14 protein-coding genes and 1 pseudogene are annotated in these 19,777 nt (G+C 72.7%); 4 read left to right on the top strand and 11 right to left on the bottom strand.

What is annotated here, in order from left to right; all coding sequences use genetic code 11:
• Nucleotides 1-174: 174 nt before the first annotated feature.
• Complete coding sequence (locus tag OG422_RS16760; RefSeq protein ID WP_405743554.1) at nucleotides 175-813, top strand: HD domain-containing protein; 639 nt, start codon at nucleotides 175-177, stop codon at nucleotides 811-813.
• Nucleotides 814-835: 22 nt separating this feature from the next.
• On the opposite strand, the gene OG422_RS16755 is transcribed toward OG422_RS16760, so the two are convergent.
• The 7 genes from OG422_RS16755 to OG422_RS16725 form a co-directional block, all read right to left on the bottom strand.
• Nucleotides 836-3,073 carry a protein kinase domain-containing protein gene (locus OG422_RS16755; protein ID WP_405743553.1) on the bottom strand — a complete coding sequence of 746 codons (2,238 nt, stop codon included), beginning with the start codon at nucleotides 3,071-3,073 and terminating at the stop codon, nucleotides 836-838.
• Between the two features lie 281 nt (nucleotides 3,074-3,354).
• On the bottom strand, nucleotides 3,355-4,980 hold the full coding sequence (locus OG422_RS16750; RefSeq protein ID WP_405743552.1) for a toll/interleukin-1 receptor domain-containing protein: 1,626 nt from the start codon (nucleotides 4,978-4,980) through the stop codon (nucleotides 3,355-3,357).
• A 172-nt stretch (nucleotides 4,981-5,152) separates the two neighbouring features.
• A complete protein-coding gene (locus OG422_RS16745; protein WP_405743551.1) occupies nucleotides 5,153-5,821 on the bottom strand; it encodes a potassium-transporting ATPase subunit C in 669 nt (222 codons plus the stop codon).
• Nucleotides 5,822-5,829: 8 nt separating this feature from the next.
• Nucleotides 5,830-7,950, bottom strand: a complete 2,121-nt coding sequence (gene kdpB / locus OG422_RS16740) for a potassium-transporting ATPase subunit KdpB (RefSeq protein WP_405747830.1) — start codon at nucleotides 7,948-7,950, stop codon at nucleotides 5,830-5,832.
• 86 nt (nucleotides 7,951-8,036) lie between these two features.
• A complete protein-coding gene (kdpA, locus tag OG422_RS16735; RefSeq protein ID WP_143943812.1) occupies nucleotides 8,037-9,701 on the bottom strand; it encodes a potassium-transporting ATPase subunit KdpA in 1,665 nt (554 codons plus the stop codon).
• Nucleotides 9,702-9,733: 32 nt separating this feature from the next.
• On the bottom strand, nucleotides 9,734-9,832 hold the full coding sequence (gene kdpF / locus OG422_RS16730; protein ID WP_030285908.1) for a K(+)-transporting ATPase subunit F: 99 nt from the start codon (nucleotides 9,830-9,832) through the stop codon (nucleotides 9,734-9,736).
• Nucleotides 9,829-9,957, bottom strand: coding sequence for a hypothetical protein (locus tag OG422_RS16725; RefSeq protein ID WP_285421855.1), 129 nt, complete (start codon nucleotides 9,955-9,957; stop codon nucleotides 9,829-9,831). The genes kdpF and OG422_RS16725 overlap by 4 nt, the downstream gene beginning before the upstream one ends.
• A gap of 347 nt (nucleotides 9,958-10,304) precedes the next feature.
• Here OG422_RS16725 and OG422_RS16720 point away from each other — a divergent pair, with 347 nt between their 5' ends.
• A complete protein-coding gene (locus OG422_RS16720) occupies nucleotides 10,305-10,865 on the top strand; it encodes a hypothetical protein (protein ID WP_405743550.1) in 561 nt (186 codons plus the stop codon).
• Here the strand turns inward: OG422_RS16720 and OG422_RS16715 are convergent.
• Nucleotides 10,843-12,915, bottom strand: a complete 2,073-nt coding sequence (locus OG422_RS16715) for an APC family permease (protein WP_405743549.1) — start codon at nucleotides 12,913-12,915, stop codon at nucleotides 10,843-10,845. The genes OG422_RS16720 and OG422_RS16715 overlap by 23 nt on opposite strands.
• Nucleotides 12,916-13,234: 319 nt before the next feature.
• Here OG422_RS16715 and OG422_RS16710 point away from each other — a divergent pair, with 319 nt between their 5' ends.
• On the top strand, nucleotides 13,235-15,658 hold the full coding sequence (locus OG422_RS16710) for a SpoIIE family protein phosphatase (protein WP_405743548.1): 2,424 nt from the start codon (nucleotides 13,235-13,237) through the stop codon (nucleotides 15,656-15,658).
• 430 nt (nucleotides 15,659-16,088) lie between these two features.
• Here the strand turns inward: OG422_RS16710 and OG422_RS16705 are convergent, their stop codons facing one another.
• Nucleotides 16,089-17,147 (bottom strand): hypothetical protein, encoded by a 1,059-nt coding sequence (locus OG422_RS16705; RefSeq protein WP_405743547.1) that lies wholly within the window; start codon nucleotides 17,145-17,147, stop codon nucleotides 16,089-16,091.
• 175 nt (nucleotides 17,148-17,322) lie between these two features.
• On the opposite strand from OG422_RS16705, the pseudogene OG422_RS16700 reads away from it, so the two are divergent.
• Nucleotides 17,323-17,547: pseudogene (locus OG422_RS16700) on the top strand (TetR family transcriptional regulator); the annotation flags it as partial.
• Here OG422_RS16700 and OG422_RS16695 read toward each other — a convergent pair.
• Both OG422_RS16695 and OG422_RS16690 read right to left on the bottom strand, forming a co-directional pair.
• Nucleotides 17,538-18,557, bottom strand: coding sequence for a GDP-mannose 4,6-dehydratase (locus tag OG422_RS16695; protein ID WP_405743546.1), 1,020 nt, complete (start codon nucleotides 18,555-18,557; stop codon nucleotides 17,538-17,540). The pseudogene OG422_RS16700 and the gene OG422_RS16695 sit on opposite strands and share 10 nt — an antisense overlap.
• Nucleotides 18,558-18,585: 28 nt before the next feature.
• Nucleotides 18,586-19,713, bottom strand: coding sequence for a UDP-N-acetylglucosamine--N-acetylmuramyl-(pentapeptide) pyrophosphoryl-undecaprenol N-acetylglucosamine transferase (locus tag OG422_RS16690; RefSeq protein WP_405743545.1), 1,128 nt, complete (start codon nucleotides 19,711-19,713; stop codon nucleotides 18,586-18,588).
• Nucleotides 19,714-19,777 lie beyond the last annotated feature (64 nt).

Genomic DNA, 19,777 nt, shown 5'->3' with positions numbered 1-19,777 from the left:
GGAAGCACGGCGGGCGCGGCGGCCGCCGTCGACCGGCCGCCATCGACCGGCCTCCGGCGCGGGGCCCGCGCACCGGGCCCGTCCGTTCCCGTCCGTTCCCGTCCGTTCCCATCCGATCCACCCCCGCCCCATCCCCCCATCCCCCCATCCCATCCCATCCGAGAGGACGTACCCATGAGTGCATCGATCGCAGGAGTGGAGATCCCGGACAGTGCCCTGGCGCGGGAGGCCACCGAGTTGGTGCGGGAGGCGGCGCCGCCGCTGCTCTTCGACCATTCGCGGCGGGTGTTCCTGTGGGGGGCGCTGCGCGGCCGTGAGCTGGACCTCGACTTCGATCCCGAGTTGCTCTACGTCGGGGCGATGTTCCACGACCTGGGGCTGACCGGGTGGTTCCGCCGGACGGATCAGCGGTTCGAGATCGACGGTGCCGACGAGGCCCGCCGGTTCCTGCACGCCCACGGCATCACCGGCGAACCGGCCGACCGCGTCTGGACGGCCATCGCGCTGCACACCACGCCCGAGATCCCGCTCCATATGGCGCCGGAGATCGCGCTGGTCACCCGGGGTGTGGAGCTGGATGTGCTGGGCATCGGCTACCACGCTGTCTCCGACGAGCAGCGGGCCGCGGTGGTCGCGGCGCATCCCCGGCCGGATTTCAAGAACGGCATCCTCGCCGCGTTCACGGAGGGCATCAAGGACCGTCCGGAGACGACGTTCGGCAACGTGAAGGCGGATGTGCTGGCCCATTACGTGCCCGGGTTCGTGCGGGGGGACTTCGTGGAGGTGATCAAGGGCTCCGACTGGCCGGAGTGAGCGCCCGTTCAGCTTCCTCCGTTCAGCTCCCTCCGTTGATCTTCGCCCGCGTCACCGCGCCCGCCGCCACTCCCCATGTGCCGAGGATCTTCTCGTAGGAACCCTCCATGATGAGGCGGTCCAGGGAGGCGCGGACGGCGTCGCGGAGGGCCGGTTTGCTCTTGGCGACGGCGATGCCGCAGGGGCGCGGGGCGATCTGGCGGCCGGTGACGGCGAGGGTGGCGTGGTCGGCGACGGTGCGGACGGCGACGGGGTAGTCGTCGAGGCAGGCGTCGGAGCCGCCCTTGGTGACGTCGGCGTAGACCTCGTCGGCGGTGGCGAACGCGCGGATCTTGGGCTTCTGCGGGCCGAGGCCGGCCAGATGGTCGCGGGCGGCCGTGCCCTGCTGTACGGCGACCACCCTGCCGGTCAGGTCGTCGAGCCCCTTGATCGTCATGCGGTCTGCGCGGCGGACGACGAGGGCGAAGCCGGAGCGGAAGTAGTCGATCAGGTCGACGTCGCGCTGCCGTTCTGCGGTGTCGGTGAGGGCGGAAAGGACCAGGTCGTAGCGGCCCGAGGCGAGGCCGGGGAGGAGGGCGTCGAGGGCGCCGTTCACGATCTTGACGCCGACGCCCAGGTCCCGGCCGAGGGCCTGCGCCAGCGCGATGTCGAGGCCGGCGGGCCTGCCGCCCTGAAGGAACTCCATCGGCGCGTACCTGAGGTCGGATCCGACGGTGAGGCTGCCCCGGGCGCGGATGTCGGCCGGTAGCGCGACGGGCTTGGACCCGCTGGGGGACGGCTTCCGGGCGGGTGGCGTGGCGCCTACGGAGGGGTCGCGACCGCTGTCGTTCGCGTGGGGCCACAGGGTCCAGGCGAGGGCTCCGGCGCCGAGGACGGACAGGCCGGCGAGCGCCCGTCGTCGCGTCGCCCCGGTGCCGGTGCGCTCTCCGGTGGCGGTCTGCTTCCCGGGGGCGGTCTGCTTCCCGGGGGCGGTCTCCTCTGTGCCCGTGGGGTACGGGGGCGGGTGCTGCCCGGGGTCGCCCTGGGGCGGCATGACGGGTGCCGGGCCGTACTGGCCCTGTGGGGGTGTGGCCGTGGAGGGGGAGGGGGCGGATGGGGCGGTGGGTAGTGCGTGGTGGGGGACGGGGGTGCCCGGGGCAGCGCCCGGAGCAGCCGCGGGCGGGGTGGCGGCGCCCGGAGCAGCCGCGGGCGGGGTGGCGGCGCCCGGAGCAGCCGCGGGCGGGGTGGCGGCGCCCGGGGCGAGCGGGCCCGGCGTCCGCTCCGTACCGTCCGGCGAGCGGTCCGTGCCCTCCGGGCCGTCCGGCCTCGGGCCCGTACCGTCCGGAGTCCGGCCCGGGCCGTCCGCACCGCCCGGACCCCGCAGGCCCGCCCCCGGCTTCCTCGGGTCCCGCAACCGCTCGGACAGACCGCGCAGTTGCGCCGTCACCGGTTCCGGAAGCCAGTCCCCGTACGGGCCCGGTGCCCCCACCCGGGCCGCGAGGTCCGCCACCGCGGGCCGCCGCTCCGGCTCCTTCGCCAGGCATGGCGCCGCCAACGCCCGGACCGCATGCGGCAGTTCGTCGAGTCGTGGCTGCTCGTGGACGGTGCGGTACATGAGGATCTGCGGTTCGGCGTTGCCGTACGGGCCGCTGCCGGTTGCCGCGTGGACGAGTACGCCGCCGAGGGCGAAGACGTCGGCGGCGGCGGTGATGTCGCCACCGGAGAGGGTGAGCTGTTCGGGTGCCATGAAGCCCGGGGTGCCGAGGGCGGTGCCGGTGACGGTCAGGGCGGTGTCGGTGGCGGAGTGGGCGATGCCGAAGTCGATGACGCGGGGGCCCTCGGCGGTGAGCAGGATGTTCGACGGTTTGAGGTCCCGGTGGACGAGGCCCTGCGCATGGACCGCGGCGAGCGCCTGGAGCAACCCGGCCGTCAGCGCCCGCACCGTGGGCACCGGCAGCGGCCCGGTGTCGTGCACGGCGTCGCTGAGCGAGACGCCCGGCACGTACTCCGTCGCCATCCAGGGGATCTCGTCGTGCGGCGCCGCGTCGACGACGGGCGCCACGAACGGCCCGCCGACCCGCTGGGCGGCCGCCACCTCACGGGCGAACCGCTTGCGGAACCCACGGTCGTCGGCGAGTTCGGCCCGCGCGGTCTTCACCGCCACCGTCCGCCCGTCCGCCCCGCGCCCCAGATAGACCCGCCCCATCCCGCCGCCCCCGAGCAGCCCGACGATCCGGAACGGCCCGATCTGCTGCGGGTCCCCCTTGCCCAGCGGACGCACCGATTCTCCCTGCCTGTGGCGTCAGTTGCGTAGGCAGTATCGCGGACGGGGCGGGTCGGGGGCGGTGCCGGGGCGCTGACGTCTCAAGGTCCTGGCCAAGGTCCTGGCCCACGCCGGGCGGCGTGCCACGGCATGGGCCGGGACGGACGGGGACGGGCCCCACCGCAGTCGGTGGGGCCCGTCGTGGCTTCCGTCGGCCGTGGCGCCCCTTGGGGGGCACGGGTGTGGGTCATCAGAAGCCTGGGGTGTGAGCGCCGCCATCGAGGGACCGGCGGCTGGCGTCACCCGGCGCCGAACGCGCCACCTTCGGAAGCGGGAGGGGACACGGGCCCCTCCGGGTGGCCCGGTACGGGCGACGCTTCCGCCTCGGGTGAGGCCCACCGACGGGTGGCAAAACGCTGCCGGATCCGTGCCGCGGCGGCGCTCCGGCCGACCTCATCGGTGGAACGGGCGAGGCGTTCCACATAGGCCGCACGCTCCGGGGAACCCTCCGCCAGGCCGAGTTCGTCGAGCAGCCGGACGACGTGCTCGGCCGCCTCGTCGTCCGGGTCCGTCGGGGTGGGGCCCTGACGGGTCGACGGGGCCGGTGTGCCGAACGTGCCATCGACCTGCGTGCCGCCGGGGAAGGGCCGGGTGCCGGTGCGCCCGGACGGCGGGCCCTGTGGTTCCGGGGCGGGTGCCCCGTGGCCCGGGGCGGCCGTCCCGTACGGCACATCGCGCGCGCAGGCCGCGGCGGGGAAAGGCGCGCGGGCGGGACACTCGGCGCCGGGGTGCCGGAACGCTTCGGGGATCTCGGTGTCGTTGGCGGCGGCCGACAGCTGGGCGAGCGGGCCGATCATCCTCACCGCATCCTCGACCCGTTCACCGTGGCGGGCCAGCCACCACACGACGGCGCTGCCGGGGGTCTTGAGCACCTCGTCGCCCAGGTAGGCGCGCCGGTTCCGTTCGAAGTGGCGGTGACGTTCCCAGGCGTCCTCCTCCTTCCGGAGCCGGGACAGCTGCGCCAGCCGGGCGCGGTCGTCCTCGTTCAGGGTCAGGCCTATGTCCTCCGCGAGGACGGTGACCCGGGCCGAGGGGTCGGTGTACCGGCAGCCGAGCTCGCCCCGGAGCCGGAGGCGAACCGCCTCCCAGCGCTCGGGGGCCTCCTGGCCGACGACGACCTGGGCCCGGGACACCACGGTGGACACGGCGAGGTCGGCGAGGCCCGGGTGCGCGGGTTCCGCTTCGCCACGGGTGGGACGCCACCGCACGGTGGCCGAGAACAGGAACGGGTAGTCGGGCCGGGCACTGTCCAGGCGTATGCCCTCCAACCGGCGTTCCCTGAGGGGCCGTTCGGTCGGGAGCGCGGGGCCGGTCGGGAGGAGCGGGGCGGCGCACGGGCCGCTTGTCATGACGGCGGGGTGCCGCGTTCTCTCCCCGGCCCGGAGCCGGTCGACGGCGGCGAGTGACGGGACCAGCGCGGCCAGGTCGTCGGCGATGCGCCGGAGGTCGGCGTCGGCGTTGCGGTGATTGAGCCGCCGGTACTGGAGGTCCGCGAGTCCGGCAAGCGCTTCGGGCAGCTCGGCGCGACGGAGCCGGGCGGTCGGGCCGACCAGCACCGGAATGATCCGCGTGGCCGATCCGGTCGCCTCCAGGAGCTCCCGTCGCGTCCAGTCCCCGGGATCGCCCAGCGCTCTGCGGCCGTCGCCGGTGCGCGCGTCCGCCCAGCGCGGACCGATCACCGCCAGCAGGACGTGACACCGCCGGACGGCCGTGAGCAGCGCCTGCGGGAAATTCTGACCCGCTCCGATGGACTTGCTCGCGCGGAAAATCCGTTCGGTTCCGAAGCGCCGGGACAGCTCGCGTTCGAGCAGGGTGGCGGTGGCCTCCTCGTCGCCGGTGCGGTAGTTGATGAAGACGTCGGGCACGGTGGGTTCCCCTTCGTTCCGCTCAGGAGCGATCCGCTACGGGATCGGCAGATCGGAACGTGAACGGGCCGGGGGAAGCGCGGAGTTCAGACGCTCACCGCCACCCCACGAACCCCACCGCGCCCGCCCGGCACCACCTCGGCCGGACGGGCGACGCGCAACGCATAACGGCTCACCCCTTCCGCGCCGCCTCCCCCAACGCCACGTTCAGCTCCAGGACGTTCACCCGGGGCTCCCCCATGAAGCCGAGGGTGCGGCCCGTTGTGTGGGCGGCGACGAGGCGGTTGACCTCCGTCGCGGAGAGGTGGTTGCGCGCCGCGACCCGGTGGACCTGAAGGCGGGCATAGGCAGGGGAAATGTCAGGGTCCATGCCTGATGCGGAGGAGGTCACCGCGTCGGCGGGGATGTCCGACGGCTTGGGGGTGTAGCCCGGCGCGGTGTTGTCGGCGAGGACGGCGGCCTTGGCGTCCTCGACCGCCTTGATGAGGTCGGGGCTGTCCCCGGCGCGGTTGGTGGCGCCGGAGACCAGCAGCTTGTACTGCGTGTTCACGGTGTTCTCGGTGAGGCCGCCGGACGGGCGGGGCTGGAACCAGCGGAGGTCGGGGGCGGGGGTGGACTCGCCCTTCTTCAGCGGCAGGTCGTAGCGCTGGCCGATGAGGGACGAGCCGACGGCCTTGCCGTTGCTGCGGAGTTCGGAACCGTTCGCCTGGTAGGGGAAGAGGCCCTGGGCGAGGCCGGTGACGGCGAGGGGGTAGAGGACGCCGCACAGGACGGTCAGGGCGAGGAGGGCGCGGAGTGCGGCGCCGGTGAGGCGGGCGGTGTTGGTCAGGGAAGTGTTCATGGTGGGCGTCACCCGATGCCAGGAATGAGGGTCAGGAGCAGGTCGATGAGCTTGATGCCGACGAAGGGCGTGATGAGGCCGCCGAGGCCGTAGAGGGCGAGGTTGCGGCGGAGCATGCGGTCCGCGCTCATCGGGCGGTAGCGGACACCCTTCAGGGCGAGCGGGACCAGCGCGACGATGACGAGGGCGTTGAAGATGACGGCCGACAGGATCGCGGACTGCGGGGACGTCAGGCCCATGATGTTGAGCTTGTTCAGGCCCGGGTACGCCACCGCGAACATCGCGGGGATGATCGCGAAGTACTTGGCGACGTCGTTGGCGATGGAGAACGTCGTCAGGGCGCCGCGGGTGATCAGAAGCTGTTTGCCGATCTCGACGATCTCGATGAGTTTGGTGGGGTCGGAGTCGAGGTCGACCATGTTTCCGGCCTCTTTGGCGGCGGAGGTGCCGGTGTTCATGGCGACGCCGACGTCGGCCTGGGCGAGGGCCGGTGCGTCGTTGGTGCCGTCGCCGGTCATCGCGACGAGTTTGCCGCCCGCCTGCTCCCGCTTGATGAGGGCCATCTTGTCCTCGGGGGTGGCCTCGGCGAGGAAGTCGTCCACGCCCGCCTCCGCCGCGATGGCCTTGGCGGTGAGCGGGTTGTCGCCGGTGATCATGATGGTTTTGATGCCCATCCGGCGCAGCTCGTCGAAGCGCTCCCGCATGCCGTCCTTGACGACGTCCTTGAGGTGGATGACGCCCAGAACCCGGGCGCCCTCCGCATCGTCGACCGCGACGGGCAGCGGGGTGCCGCCCGCCTCCGCGATGGCGGTGGCGATCCGGTCGACGTCCGCGGCGACGGTGCCGCCGCGCTCGGCCACCCACGCGGCGACGGAGGCGGTGGCGCCCTTGCGGACCTTACGGGCGGGGCCCGCGGCGCCGTCCGCGGGGAGGTCGACGCCGGACATCCGGGTCTGGGCGGTGAACTCGATCCACTCGGCGCCGGTCAGCTGGTTCTGCTGCCGGGCGGCGAGGCCGTACTTCTCCTCGGCGAGGTCGATGACGGAACGGCCCTCGGGGGTCTCGTCGGCGAGGGAGGAGAGCTGCGCGGCGTCGGCGAGTGCGGTCTCGGTGACGCCGGGGACGGGGACGAACTCGGCGGCCCGGCGGTTGCCGTAGGTGATGGTGCCGGTCTTGTCGAGGAGGAGGGTGGAGACATCGCCCGCCGCCTCGACGGCGCGGCCGGACATCGCCAGGACGTTGCGCTGCACGAGCCGGTCCATCCCGGCGATGCCGATGGCGGAGAGCAGCGCGCCGATGGTGGTGGGGATCAGGCAGACCAGCAGCGCCGTCAGGACGATCATGGACTGTTCGGCGCCCGCGTAGACGGCGAACGGCTGGAGCGTGACCACGGCGAGCAGGAAAACAATGGTCAGGGAGGCCAACAGAATATTGAGGGCGATCTCGTTGGGCGTCTTCTGCCGGGCGGCGCCCTCCACCAGGTTGATCATCCGGTCGATGAAGGTCTCGCCGGGCTTGGTGGTGATCTTGATGACGATGCGGTCGGAGAGGACCTTGGTGCCGCCGGTGACGGCCGAGCGGTCGCCGCCCGATTCGCGGATGACCGGCGCCGATTCGCCGGTGATGGCGGACTCGTCCACGCTGGCGACGCCCTCGACCACATCGCCGTCGCCGGGTATGACGTCGCCTGCCTCGCAGACCACCAGGTCGCCGATGCGCAGGTCGGTGCCGGGGACGCTCTCCTCGGTGGTGCCGGTCAGGCGGCGGGCGACGGTGTCGGTCTTGGCCTTGCGCAGGGTGTCGGCCTGCGCCTTGCCGCGGCCCTCGGCGACCGCCTCGGCGAGGTTGGCGAAGAGGGTGGTCAGCCAGAGCCAGGCGGTGATCGCCCAGCCGAACCACGCGCCGGGGTGGAGCAGCGCCAGCACGGTGGTGAGCACCGAGCCGACCAGCACCACGAACATCACCGGGGACTTGATCATCACCCGGGGGTCGAGCTTGCGGAACGCGTCGGGCAGCGAGCGCAGCAGCTGCTTGGGGTCGAAGAGCCCGCCGCCGACGCGGCCGCCTTCGGGGTGGGCGGGGGCGGGCGCGTCCTGGTGCGGCGCCCGGTCCTGGGTGACGGTGGACATCGCATCGTCCTCGTGCTTCTCGGAGGGGGTGGGCGCCTGCGCGCCCGAGGATGGCGGCGTACCGGTGGGTCTCTTCGTACCGGTGGTCATGACGCCAGTCCTTCGGCGAGCGGGCCCAGTGCCAGGGCGGGGAAGTAGGTCAGACCGGCGACGATCAGGATCGTGCCGACCAACAGGCCGGAGAACAGCGGCTTTTCCGTACGCAGGGTCCCTGCGGTTTTCGGTACGGGCTGCTGCTCGGCGAGCGAGCCGGCGAGCGCCAGCACGAAGACCATCGGGACGAAGCGGCCCAGCAGCATCGCGAGGCCGATGGTGGTGTTGAACCACGGGGTGTCGGCGGAGAGTCCGGCGAAGGCGCTGCCGTTGTTGTTGGCACCGGAGGTGTACGCGTAGAGGATCTCGGAGAAGCCGTGCGCGCCGGAGTTGAGCATCGAGTGCGGCGGGGTGGGCAGCACCAGCGACGCGGCGGTGAAGCAGAGCACCAGCGCCGGAGTGACGAGGATGTAGCAGGCGGCGAGCTTGATCTCGCGGGTGCCGATCTTCTTGCCGAGGAACTCCGGCGTCCGGCCGACCATCAGCCCGGCGAGGAACACCGCGATGACCGCCATGATCAGCATGCCGTAGAGGCCGGAGCCGACGCCGCCGGGCGCGATCTCGCCGAGCTGCATGCCCAGCATCGTCAGCCCGCCGCCGAGCCCGGTGTACGAGGAGTGGAAGCTGTCCACGGCGCCGGTGGAGGTGAGGGTGGTGGCGACGGCGAAGAGCGACGAACCGCCGATGCCGAAGCGGGTCTCCTTACCCTCCAGGGCGCCCCCGGCCAGCTCGAACGCCCGGCCGTGGCCGCCGAATTCGGCCGCCCACATCAGCACGGTGAAGCCGATCCAGATGACGGCCATGGTGCCGAGGATCGCGTAGCCCTGCTTGAGGGAGCCGGTCAGCCGGCCGAAGGTGCGGGTCAGCGCGAACGGGATCACCAGGATCAGGAAGATCTCGAAGAGGTTGGTGAAGCCGTCGGGGTTCTCGAAGGGATGGGCGGAGTTGGCGTTGAAGTAGCCGCCGCCGTTGGTGCCCAGCTCCTTGATGACCTCCTGGGAGGCGACGGCGCCGCCGTTCATCTGCTGGTGCCCGCCGAGGAACTGGCCCACCTCGTGGATGCCGGAGAAGTTCTGGATCGCCCCGCACGCGACGAGGACCAGCGCGCCGACGACGGAGATCGGCAGCAGCACCCGGACGGTGCCGCGGACCAGGTCGGCCCAGAAGTTGCCGAGTTCGCCGGTACGGGACCTGGCGAAGCCGCGGACCAGCGCGACGGCGACGGCGATGCCGACGGCCGCGGACACGAAGTTCTGCACCGCGAGCCCGGCGGTCTGCACGACGTGGCCCATGGCCTGCTCACCGGCGTACGACTGCCAGTTGGTGTTGGCGACGAACGACGCGGCGGTGTTGAACGCCTGGTCCGGGTCGATGGAGGCGAAACCGAGGGAGCCGGGCAGGCTGCCCTGGAGGCGCTGGAGCAGGTAGAGGAAGAGGAGGCTGACGGCGGAGAAGGCGAGGACGCCGCGCAGATAGGCGGGCCAGCGCATCTCGGTGTGCGGGTCGGCTCCGATGGCCTTGTAGATCCACTTCTCGACGCGCAGATGCCGGTCGGAGGAGTAGACGCGGGCCATGTGGTCGCCGAGCGGGCGGTAGGCGAGCGCGAGCGCCGCTATGAGGGCGAGCAGCTGGAGCACCGCGGCGACGGCGGGGCTCAGCGCGCCGGAGGCGGCAGCGAGGGAGTTCACCGTCAGAACCTCTCCGGCTTGATGAGGGCGAGGACGAGATAGCCGAGCAGGGCGACGGCCACGAGCAGCCCGATCACGTTCTCGATGCTCTGGGCACTCACAGCTTCGCCACCCCCTTGGCGATGACGGCCACCAGCGCGAAGACCGCGAGCGTGGTGACGACGAAGGCCACGTCGGCCATCGTGAACTCCTGGGAGGAAGGGACAAGAGGGACGACCGGGTGCAAGGACCCGGCCGTGTGGACCCCTCGACAAAACCTCTTTTCGGCCATCCGCCGTAGTCCGTTGACGGGTCCCTTACGGCCCCGGGCTCGCTCTTTACGCGTCCCGTACGCCAGCTTCGGCCAGGGGTGGGACGGGGGCGGTCCGGGGGCGGTCCGGGGGCGCGGTAAGGGGCGCGGGCCGTGCTCCTCGGTGGGGCGCCGCGCGGCTCGGGGCGCCCGCCCCCGGCCGCGCGGCTCGGGGCGCCCGCCTCCCGGCGGCCCGTATGAGGTCCGTCAAGGCGCGCCCCCGGCCCGTCAGCACCGTGTCAACGGCCCGCCCGGCGGGCGGTGCCGGGCCTAGCGTCGGCGGCATGGGACTACGTGGCACACGCGCCGCCGCGCGCGCGGCGGCCGTCACCGTACGGCGCCCGGAGCGCACCGCATCCGACGACGACTGGCCCGCCGCGCTGCGCGAGGCGGTGGTGAGCGGGGTGCTGCTGCTGGGGGCGTTGGTCGCCCTGGACGCCGCCGCCGGGAGCCTCGACGCGCTCCGCGGCGGACTGTGGGCGGCGCTGGCGGCGGCGCTGTTCGGGCTGTTGCTGCCGCCGCGGGTGACTGCCGGTCAGGGCTGGCTGGCAGCCCGCGGGCCGCTGCGGCGGCGGACGGTCCGCACCGACCGGCTGGTGTCGGTGCGCTGGTCCGAGGGGATCGCGCAGCGGCTGGTACTGCGCGACGACGCAGGGCGGCGGGTGGTCCTCGACCCGCGGGTGCTGCTCGCCAACCCGGCGCTGTGGCACCTCTTCGCGACCGGCGCCCGCACCGCGCAGGAATCCGGCGTGTTGCTGTGCGGGGCGACGGCGCTGCGGCAGCTGACCGAGCGCGCCGAGGAACGGACCGCGCGGACGCTGCTCACGGGGAGCGGTCCGGCGTAGCCGCCGGGCCCGGTCCCGGTCCGGAGTCGCGGGGCGGGTGGACGGCGCCGGGCCCCAGGGCGGGCGCCCCGCGGCGGACCGCGCCCGCGCCCCGTACGGCGGGGCGGGCGTGCGCCGAGGACGTCAGCTGCCAGGGGACGGACGTGACCATCACGCCGGGCGTGAACAGCAGCCGGCTCTTGAGCCACAGCGCCGTCTGGTTGTGCAGCAGGTTCTCCCACCAGCGGCCCACGACGTACTCGGGGATGAAGACGCCGATGACGTCCCGGGGGCTGGTGCGGCGGGCGTGGCGGACGTACTCGATGACCGGGCCGGTGATCTCCCGGTACGGCGAGTCGATGACGGTCAGCGGGACGTCCGTGTCGAGGCGCTGCCACTGCTCCTCCAGGCGGGCGGTGGCGGCGCGGTCCACGTCGACGGTGAGGGCCTGGAGCCGGTCGGGATGGAAGGCGCGGGCGTAGGCGAGGGCGCGCAGCGTCGGCTTGTGGACGGTGGAGACGAGGACGAGCGCCAGCACCCGGGACGGCGGGGTGAGGTCGGCGCGCGGGTCGGTGACGGTCAGCTCCGCGGCGACGGCGTCGTAGTGGCGGCGGATGGCGCGCATCGTCAGCCACAGCACCACCGCCGCGAGGACGGCGAGCCAGGCGCCTTCGAGGAACTTCGTCGCCAGCACGACGACCAGCACCAGACCGGTGACGAGCGCCCCGGTGGCGTTCACCACCCGCGCCAGGTGACGGCGGCGGCGCAGCGCCGGGTCCGGGTCGGTGCGCAGCGCGCGGTTCCAGTGCCGGACCATGCCGGTCTGGGAGAGCGTGAAGGAGGTGAACACTCCGAGGATGTAGAGGTGGATGAGGCTGGTGACGTCCGCTTTGAAGCCGAACAGCAGCAGTCCGGCGACGACGGCCAGTACGAGGATGCCGTTGGAGTACACCAGCCGGTCGCCGCGGCTGTGCAGCTGGCGCGGCAGGTAGCGGTCCTGCGCCAGGATCGAGGCGAGCAGCGGGAACCCGTTGAACGCGGTGTTGGCGGCGAGGATCAGGACCAGCGCGGTGGCCGCCTGCACGAGGAAGAATCCGGCGGAGTCCGGCCCGCCGAAGACCGACGAGGCCAGCTGGGCGATGACGGTGCGCTGGGCGTACCCGGCGCAGTCGGCGAGGCCGATCAACCGACAGGGATCCTGCACGATATGGACCTTCGCGACGATCGCTAGGGTGGTGACCCCCGCGAACATCGCCACGGCGATGGCACCCATCGCCGCCAGCGTGGACGCCGCGTTTTTCGGCTTGGGGCGGCGGAACGCCGGGACGCCGTTGGAGATCGCTTCGACGCCGGTCAGCGCGGTGCAGCCGGAGGAGAACGCGCGCAGCACCAGCATGACGAGGGCGAGGCCGGTCAGCTGGTCCGAGCCGGGGGTGGGTTCGATGCCGTAGCGGGCGCTCTCGGCGACCGGCGCGTCCCCCATGAGGTACCGGATCAGGCCCGTCCCCACCATGATCAGGACGGCGCCGACGAAGAGGTACGTGGGGGCGGCGAAGGCGCGGCCGGACTCGCGGACGCCGCGCAGGTTCATGGCGGTGAGCAGCGCCACGAAGCAGAGCGCCAGCAGCACCCGGTGCCCGGCGAGCGCCGGCAGGGCGGAGATGACGTTGTCGACACCGGAGGCGACCGACACCGCCACCGTCATGACGTAGTCGACGAGCAGCGCCGCGGCCACCACCAGACCCGCCGACGGCCCCAGATTGGTGGAGGCCACCTCGTACGAGCCGCCGCCGCTCGGATAGGCGTGCACGACCTGCCGGTACGAGAGGACGACCACGGTCATCAGGCAGATGACGGCGACGGCGAGCCACGGCGTGACGTACACGTAGGCGAGGCCGCCGAGGGTGAGGACCAGCAGGATCTCCTGCGTGGCGTACGCGACCGACGACAGCGGGTCGGAGGCGAAGACCGGCAGCGCGAGTCGCTTGGGCAACAGCGTCTCGCCCAGCTCCTCACTTCGCCGGGCCCGGCCGAGGAGAAGGCGCTTGAACAATCCGGTCACGGTGGCCACGGGCCGAGCGTAGGCAGCGGCACGCCCCTGGCAGCGGCGGCGCGGGCGGGGGGACAGCGGATGGAGCAGCGGAGCGGGGCGGACGGCGCACGGCAGGCGGCGCGGGCGCGGGCCAGGGCGGCCGGGGGCGCGGGCCATGTCCCCGCGCGCCGGGGACGGGCGGCAGAGGGCCGGGGCGCGCGCCCAAGCCCCGCGCGCCGGGGCCGGGCGGCAGCCCGCCGGGCCCCGGCGCGTTCCCGACCGGCTGCCAGCACTCGTTCGATCCGTGGGAGGAGGGCACACTGAGGTGATCGGTCCGTTCGACGTACGGAGTGTCCCCATGGCCGTGCCACGGCCGGAGCCGCCGGCGCCGATGAATGGCGTCGTCGCGGTCGTGATCGACGAGAACGGCCTGGTCACGCACTGGACGCGGTCCGCCGCGCAGCTGCTGGGCCATGAGCCGGACGCGGTGCTCGGCACGCCCGCCCGCGCGCTGGTCATGCCGCGGTCCGCGTGGCCCGTCCCCCGTACGGGGGAACCCTCCGGCCGTACGGGCGAACCCTCCGGCGCCCCCGGCGGCCGCGTCCTCCCACTGCGCCACCGCGACGGGCACGCCGTCCCCGTATGGGTGCGGCTGTTGCCGCTGGCCGGTGTGGGGGTGCTCGCCCTGGGGCTGCCCGCGGCGGCGCTCGCGGCGTGGAGCGACGAGACGGCGGTGGGCCGGGCGCTGCTCTCCCAGGACCTGTGGCAGCTGGCCGTGCACGGCCTGGACCTGCGCATCCGGCAGGCCAGCCCGGCGGTCGGCCGGGCCGGGCGGCTGACCTCCGACGGCCACGACCCGCTGTGCGCGATGCCTGGCCTGGAGGGCGGCCGGACCGGCGCGGAGCTGCTGCGGCACGTGATGGAGAGCGGCGAGCCGGTGGTGGACGCGTCGGGGGTGCTGCGCGCCGAGACGCCCGGGCGCCACGACCTGGTGTACTCGCTGACCGCGGCGCCGCTGCACGACCTGTGGGGCCGCACCAACGGCACGCTGACCTCGCTCGTCGACATCACCGAGCGGTACCGCTCCGCGCGCCGCCTCGACCTCGTCTACCGGGCGACGCGGTCCCTCAGCGGCAGCCTGGAGGTGGAGCGCACCGCGCAGGATCTCGTCGATCTGCTGGTGCCGTCGATGGGCGATCTGGCGTCGGTGGAGATCGCCGAGGCGACGCTGCGCGGGGGCGAGCCGCCGCGCAGCGTGGAGGGCGTGCACGGCGACTTCCGGCGGCTGGCCGTCAAGCACGCGCACGGCCCGTGGCCGGCGGGGCTGCTGCAGGCGGGCGAGCTGCTGCCGGACATCCCCGACCGGCCGGGCTTCCGCGATCTGGAGCAGGGCCACGTGCTCGTCGTCAACGAACCCGACACCTATGCGGCGTTCCTCGGCGACGATCCGGCGGCGGCGCGGATGGTGCCGGAGGGGCTGCGCGCGTCGATCGGGGCGGCGCTGGTCGCGCGCGGCCTGGTGCTCGGCTACGTGCAGGTCTACCGCGCCCGGCAGCGCACGCCGTTCGACGGGCAGGACGCCAAGCTGCTCCAGGAGGTCGTCACCCGCGTCGCGCTCGGCATGGACAACGCCCGCCGCTACACCCGCGAGCACCGGATGGCGGTGATGCTCCAGAACAGCCTGCTGCCGCCGGTGTCGCGCTCCACGGCGGCGGCGGAGACCGCGGGGATCTACCTCTCGGCGGAGGGCGACGCCGGGGTGGGCGGCGACTGGTTCGACGCGGTACCGCTGTCGTCACTGCGGACCGCGCTGGTCGTCGGCGACGTCATCGGCCACGGGCTGGGCGCGACCGCCACCATGGCGCGGCTGCGCACCGCCGTGCAGACCCTCTCCGACCTCGATCTGGGCCCGGACGAGCTGCTGACCCGGCTGGACGACCTGGTGCACCGGATGGCGGAGGAGGCCGAGCACCCGGACACGATGGGCGCGTCGTGCCTGTACGCGGTGTACGACCCGGTGGACCGCCGGTGCCAGGTGGCGAGCGCCGGGCATCTGCGGCCCGCGGTGGTACATCCGGACGGCACGGCCCGGTTCATCGAGGTGGTGCCGGGCCCCGGGCTGGGCGTCGGCGGGATGCCGTTCGAGGTGACGGAGGTGGAGATCCCGCCGGGCAGTGTGCTGGCGCTGTACACCAACGGGCTGATCGAGGCGGAGCGCCGGGGCACGTCCGCGTCGCACGAGGAGGCGGAGGCGACGGTGCTGCGGCGGCTGGCCGGGGCGGCGGGCCCCGAGCGGTCGCTGGACGCCATCGGGGAGGAGCTGGTGGCACCGGTCCGGTCGGCGCCGCACCGGCCGGACGACATCACGGTGCTGGTGGCCCGCACCCGCGCGATCCCGGCGACCTCGCTGGCCGCCTGGCAGTTCCCCGCCCGGCCCACGGCGGTGGCGCTCGCCCGGGGGCTGGCCACCGAGCAGTTGCAGGAGTGGGGCCTGGACGCGCTGGTGTTCAGCACCGAACTGGTCATCAGCGAACTTGTCACCAACGCGCTGCGGTACGCGCGCGGCCCGATCGGCGTCCGGCTGGTCCGCGACCAGGTCCTGGTCTGCGAGGTCACCGACTCGTCCAACAGCCAGCCGCGGCTCCGCCAGGCCCGCGAAACCGACGAGGGCGGCCGCGGCCTCTTCCTCGTCGCCCAGCTCACCACCCGCTGGGGCAGCCGCTACGGCGCGACCGGCAAGACGGTGTGGACGGAGCAGGCGCTCGAAGGGGCGGAGGGGTGACCGGGCGCGTGTCCGCGAGGTGACCGAAGAGGTCGGTGGCTATGGCGTGCTGCGCTGGCGAGGCGTCGACCGCATCGACGCGGGCGATACGCTTGACCTGGCGTGGCCGGCTCGCAGTTCGCACTCTCGGCACGAAGCTCGCTGGCCAACGCCAAGACCCTTTTGGCGGGACTCCGTTGCCGACCGATCCGCGAGACGATCGCGGACACCTGGACTTGGTTGAGTGCCGGCGGGCCCCCTGTCGCCCACCCTCGGTGAGCATTCGCCGGACCCGCGTCGCGCCAACCGGGGGCCCGGCGATCACCTTCCGGCGACGCCTCCCAGATCAGGGACAGCCGCGTACACAGGTACGGCGACTGGGACGAAGCTGCAACCTGAGGTGGGAAAGGGCTCACTCATCCGGCTCTGAGCAGCCGCACTCCTACGCGTGTCATGCCGCAGGCCTCTGCAGCCAGTCCGCCTCAGTGGTCCAGAACATGGCGCGCGCGCCGAGGTAGTCGTGAGCGAAGTCCGTGAATCGCTCGCGGGTGTACGGCTTACCGGTCTTGGGGTCCTTGGCGTTGATGTCGGGTTCCTGGACGGCCATGGCGACGAGAGGAAGCGAATCCTTGTATTCATGGAGGAACTTGTAGGAGTTCTCCATCTGGTACTGCCGGTCCGGCAGGGTGTCCGGTCCGCCGATGCCGATCTTTTTGTCCCGGGCGAGGTCGAACATCTCCTTCATACGCTTGTGGTCGTCGTCGTCCGGCAGGAAGTTGATGTACTGGATGAACTGTGTCTTGGTGAAGACCCTCTTGCCATAGCGCATGTTGTCGATCTCGGCATCGATGTAGGACTTCGAGGTGTACTTGGTCTGATCCTTCTTGGTGTCCACCTCGACCGCGGTCTCCGGAAGGTTCACCCCGGCGAGCTTGCCGTCGAACTTCTCCGCCATCGCCTTCAGCATGGCCTGGAAGTCTGCTCGCACCTCTTTGTTCCACTGCGCGACCAAGGCCCCATGGGTGGTGGGGTTGTCAGGGTTCTCATCGACCGTCGGCGCGACCCCGCCCTTGTCCTTCACGTATTGGGGAACATTGGCGTCCTTCATGTCTACGTCGAAGAACCGGTCCTGAACCTGGACGAACAGCTTCTTGTGATGTTCGTGGAGATACTTCAAGGCATTGTCGAGCCGCGACCACTTGTACTCCCCCTTCCGCCCCTCAAGGGCCTTCCAGGGCACCACCACCTGCACGCCACCGATGTCCGTACGGTCGATCATGGCCTTGACCTTCGGGTTCTCGCCGGACGTGGCCTCCTCGAAGGTGCCGAGCGGCATGTACAGATTGTCCGTCACCTTGCTGTGGGACACCGAGGCGGCGGCCTTGCCGGGGGCGGGAGCCGCGGCGGCGGCCCCGGCCGGGGCCGTCAGGGCAACGGCCGTGAGGGCCCCGGCCGCGAGGGCCCCGGCCGTGAGGACAACAGATCCGACTGCACCGCGTTGCATCATCATGAGCAAGACGCTACGAGGACGTTCTTAGTGAAATCTAAGAGCGTCTGCCAACGGGTGCGGGCACCTTCGGCCCCACGCCGGGCAGCGGCTTCGTTCGCCTGCCCGAAACCGGAGTTGGCGCCGGTGATCAGCCAGACCTTGCCGGTTGCGGAGCGGGTGGGGGTGGCGGCGGGGGCAGAAGCACCTGGTCGTCCTCGGCCGGTAACGCGCCCAGGCCCGCGGCGAGCTGTCGTACGGGGACGATGCCGAGGCGGCGGCCCACAACGCGGACCTGATCTTCGATGTGATCGCCGGTGCCGTGGTGCACCGGACGCTGGTCAGCGCCGAGCCGGTGGACGCCGAGTGGGCGCGCAGCTTCACCTCTCTGCTGCTGCTCGGGCTGGCCGGGGCTCAGACCTGATAGCGCCCCGGCGCGAAGAGGTGGAGGTTCTTCTCCACCCAGGCGGAGGTCCGCTCCAGGCCCTGCTCCAGGGGGACTTCGGGCCGCCAGCCCGCCCACTCGCGGGCCCGGGTGTTGTCGGACAGCAGCCGCTGGACCTCGCTGCCGGAGGGCCGCAGCCGCGCCGGGTCCACCACCACCTCCGCGTCCCGGCCGGACGCGGTGATCAGGGCTTTCGCCAGGTCCCCGACCGAAATCTCCCGGCCGGTGCCGAGGTTGACGCTCTCGCCCAGGGCCCGGTCGCAGTCGGCCAGCGCCAGGAATCCGGCCGCGGTGTCGGTGACGTACGTGAAGTCCCGGGTGGGGGTCAGTGAGCCGAGGCGGATCTCCCGTGCGCCCGCGTGCAGTTGGGCCAGGATCGTGGGGATCACCGCTCGGGCGGACTGGCGCGGGCCGTAGGTGTTGAACGGGCGGACGACGGTCACCGGAAGCTCGAAGGCGTGCCAGTGCGAGAGCGCCATCATGTCGGCGCCGATCTTCGAGGCGGAGTATGGAGACTGCGGCTGGAGCGGGTGACTCTCGCTGATCGGGGCGGTCAGCGCGCTCCCGTACACCTCGCTGGTGGAGGTGTGCAGCAGGCGGCGCACCGAGTGGCGGCGGCACGCCTCGGCGATGTTCTCGGTGCCGACGACGTTCGTGCGGACGTACGCGGCCGGCGCGTCGTAGCTGTACGGGATGCCGACGAGCGCAGCGAGGTGGAAGACCGTGTCGCAGCCCGCGACCGCGTCCATCACACGGCCCGCGTCACCGATGTCCCCGGCGATCATCTCGACGGGGCTGTGCGGGTCGTCGAGGTAGCGGGCGAGGTGCCCCTTCTCGGCATACGGCTTGTAGTGCACGAACGCGCGGACGTGCGCGCCGCGTTGGACGAGCAGGTCCACGAGGGTGGAGCCGATGAAGCCCTCAGCGCCGGTGACGAGGACCGTGCGGCCCTTCCAGTCGATGCTGCGGCCGTTGCGGTCGGTGCTCATGCGGTGAATTCCTTTGCGGTGGGTGGTGTTACGGGGCGGTGGCGAGGCGGATGACGGTGGCGGCGAGCAGGTCGGCAGCCCGCGCATGGTTGCCGGGGTCGGCGGCGCGGCCCATCGCGGCGAGCCTGCCGGGGTCGGTGAGCAGCGGCTCGACGACGGCGGCGAGCCGGTCGGCGGTGGCTTCGGCGTCCGGCACGAGGTATGCGGCGCCCACTTCGGACAGCACCCGGGCGTTGTGGGTCTGGTGGTCGCCGGGGGCGTGCGGGTAGGGCACGAGGACGGCGGGCACCCCGGTGGTCGCGAGTTCGGCGATCGTGGCGGACCCGGCCCGGCAGACCACCAGATCGGCCACGGCGTAGGCGAGGTCCATCCGGTCCAGGTAGGGGACGGCCTGCGCGACCGGGCCCGCGCCCGCGTCGGCGAGCCGCTGTCGGGTCTCCGCGAGCGCCGCCGGACCCGTCTTGATCAGGAGGTGGACGTCCCGGCGGTCGCGCCAGCGGGTGGCGAGGCCGACCGCGGCCGCGGTGAGCCGGGCCGCGCCGAGGCTGCCGCCGTTGAAGAGGACGACGCGGGCTCCGGCGGGTATTCCGAAGGTGCCCCGGGCCTCGTCGCGGAGCGCGGGGCGGTCCAGGGCGGCCAGCGAGGCGGCGATCGGCATGCCGACGGTCCGGGCCCGCTCTCCGCCCGCCAGGTGCGGGCGGCTGCCGTCGAAGGCGACCGTGAGGTGTTCGGTGAGCCGGGCAGCGAACTGGTTGGCGCGGCCGGGGACGGCGTTGGACTCGTGGATGACGCTGGGCAGCCCGGCCATCCGGGCCCCGAGGACGGCGGGGGCGCTCGGGTAGCCGCCCATGCCGACGACGACCTGGGCCCGCTGGGTGCGCAGGATGGACCGGCACTGGGCGCCGGAGCGCAGCAGGGCGGCCGGAAGCAGGAAGCGCTTGGCTCCCAGCGCGGGGTCGAAGGGGATCATGTCGACGGTGTGCAGCCGGTATCCGGCCGCCGGGATCAGGGTCGTCTCCAGGCCCCGCTCGGTCCCGACGAAGGAGATGGCCGCGTCCGGGTCGGCGCGGCGCAGGGCCTCGGCGAGAGCGAGCCCTGGGTAGATGTGGCCGCCTGTGCCGCCCGCACCGATCACGACGGAGAGTGGTGTGCGCATGGCCACCACTCTCGGGAAGCGGCTTAAGAAGGTTCTAAGAGTCCGCTTTGGCATCCTTCGGGGT

The organism is Streptomyces sp. NBC_01525, from assembly GCF_045040405.1.
GTDB classification, from domain to species: Bacteria; Actinomycetota; Actinomycetes; order Streptomycetales; family Streptomycetaceae; genus Streptomyces; species Streptomyces benahoarensis.
Note: the sequence above shows the minus strand (reverse complement) of the source record. Positions and strands in the feature narration are given on the sequence as shown.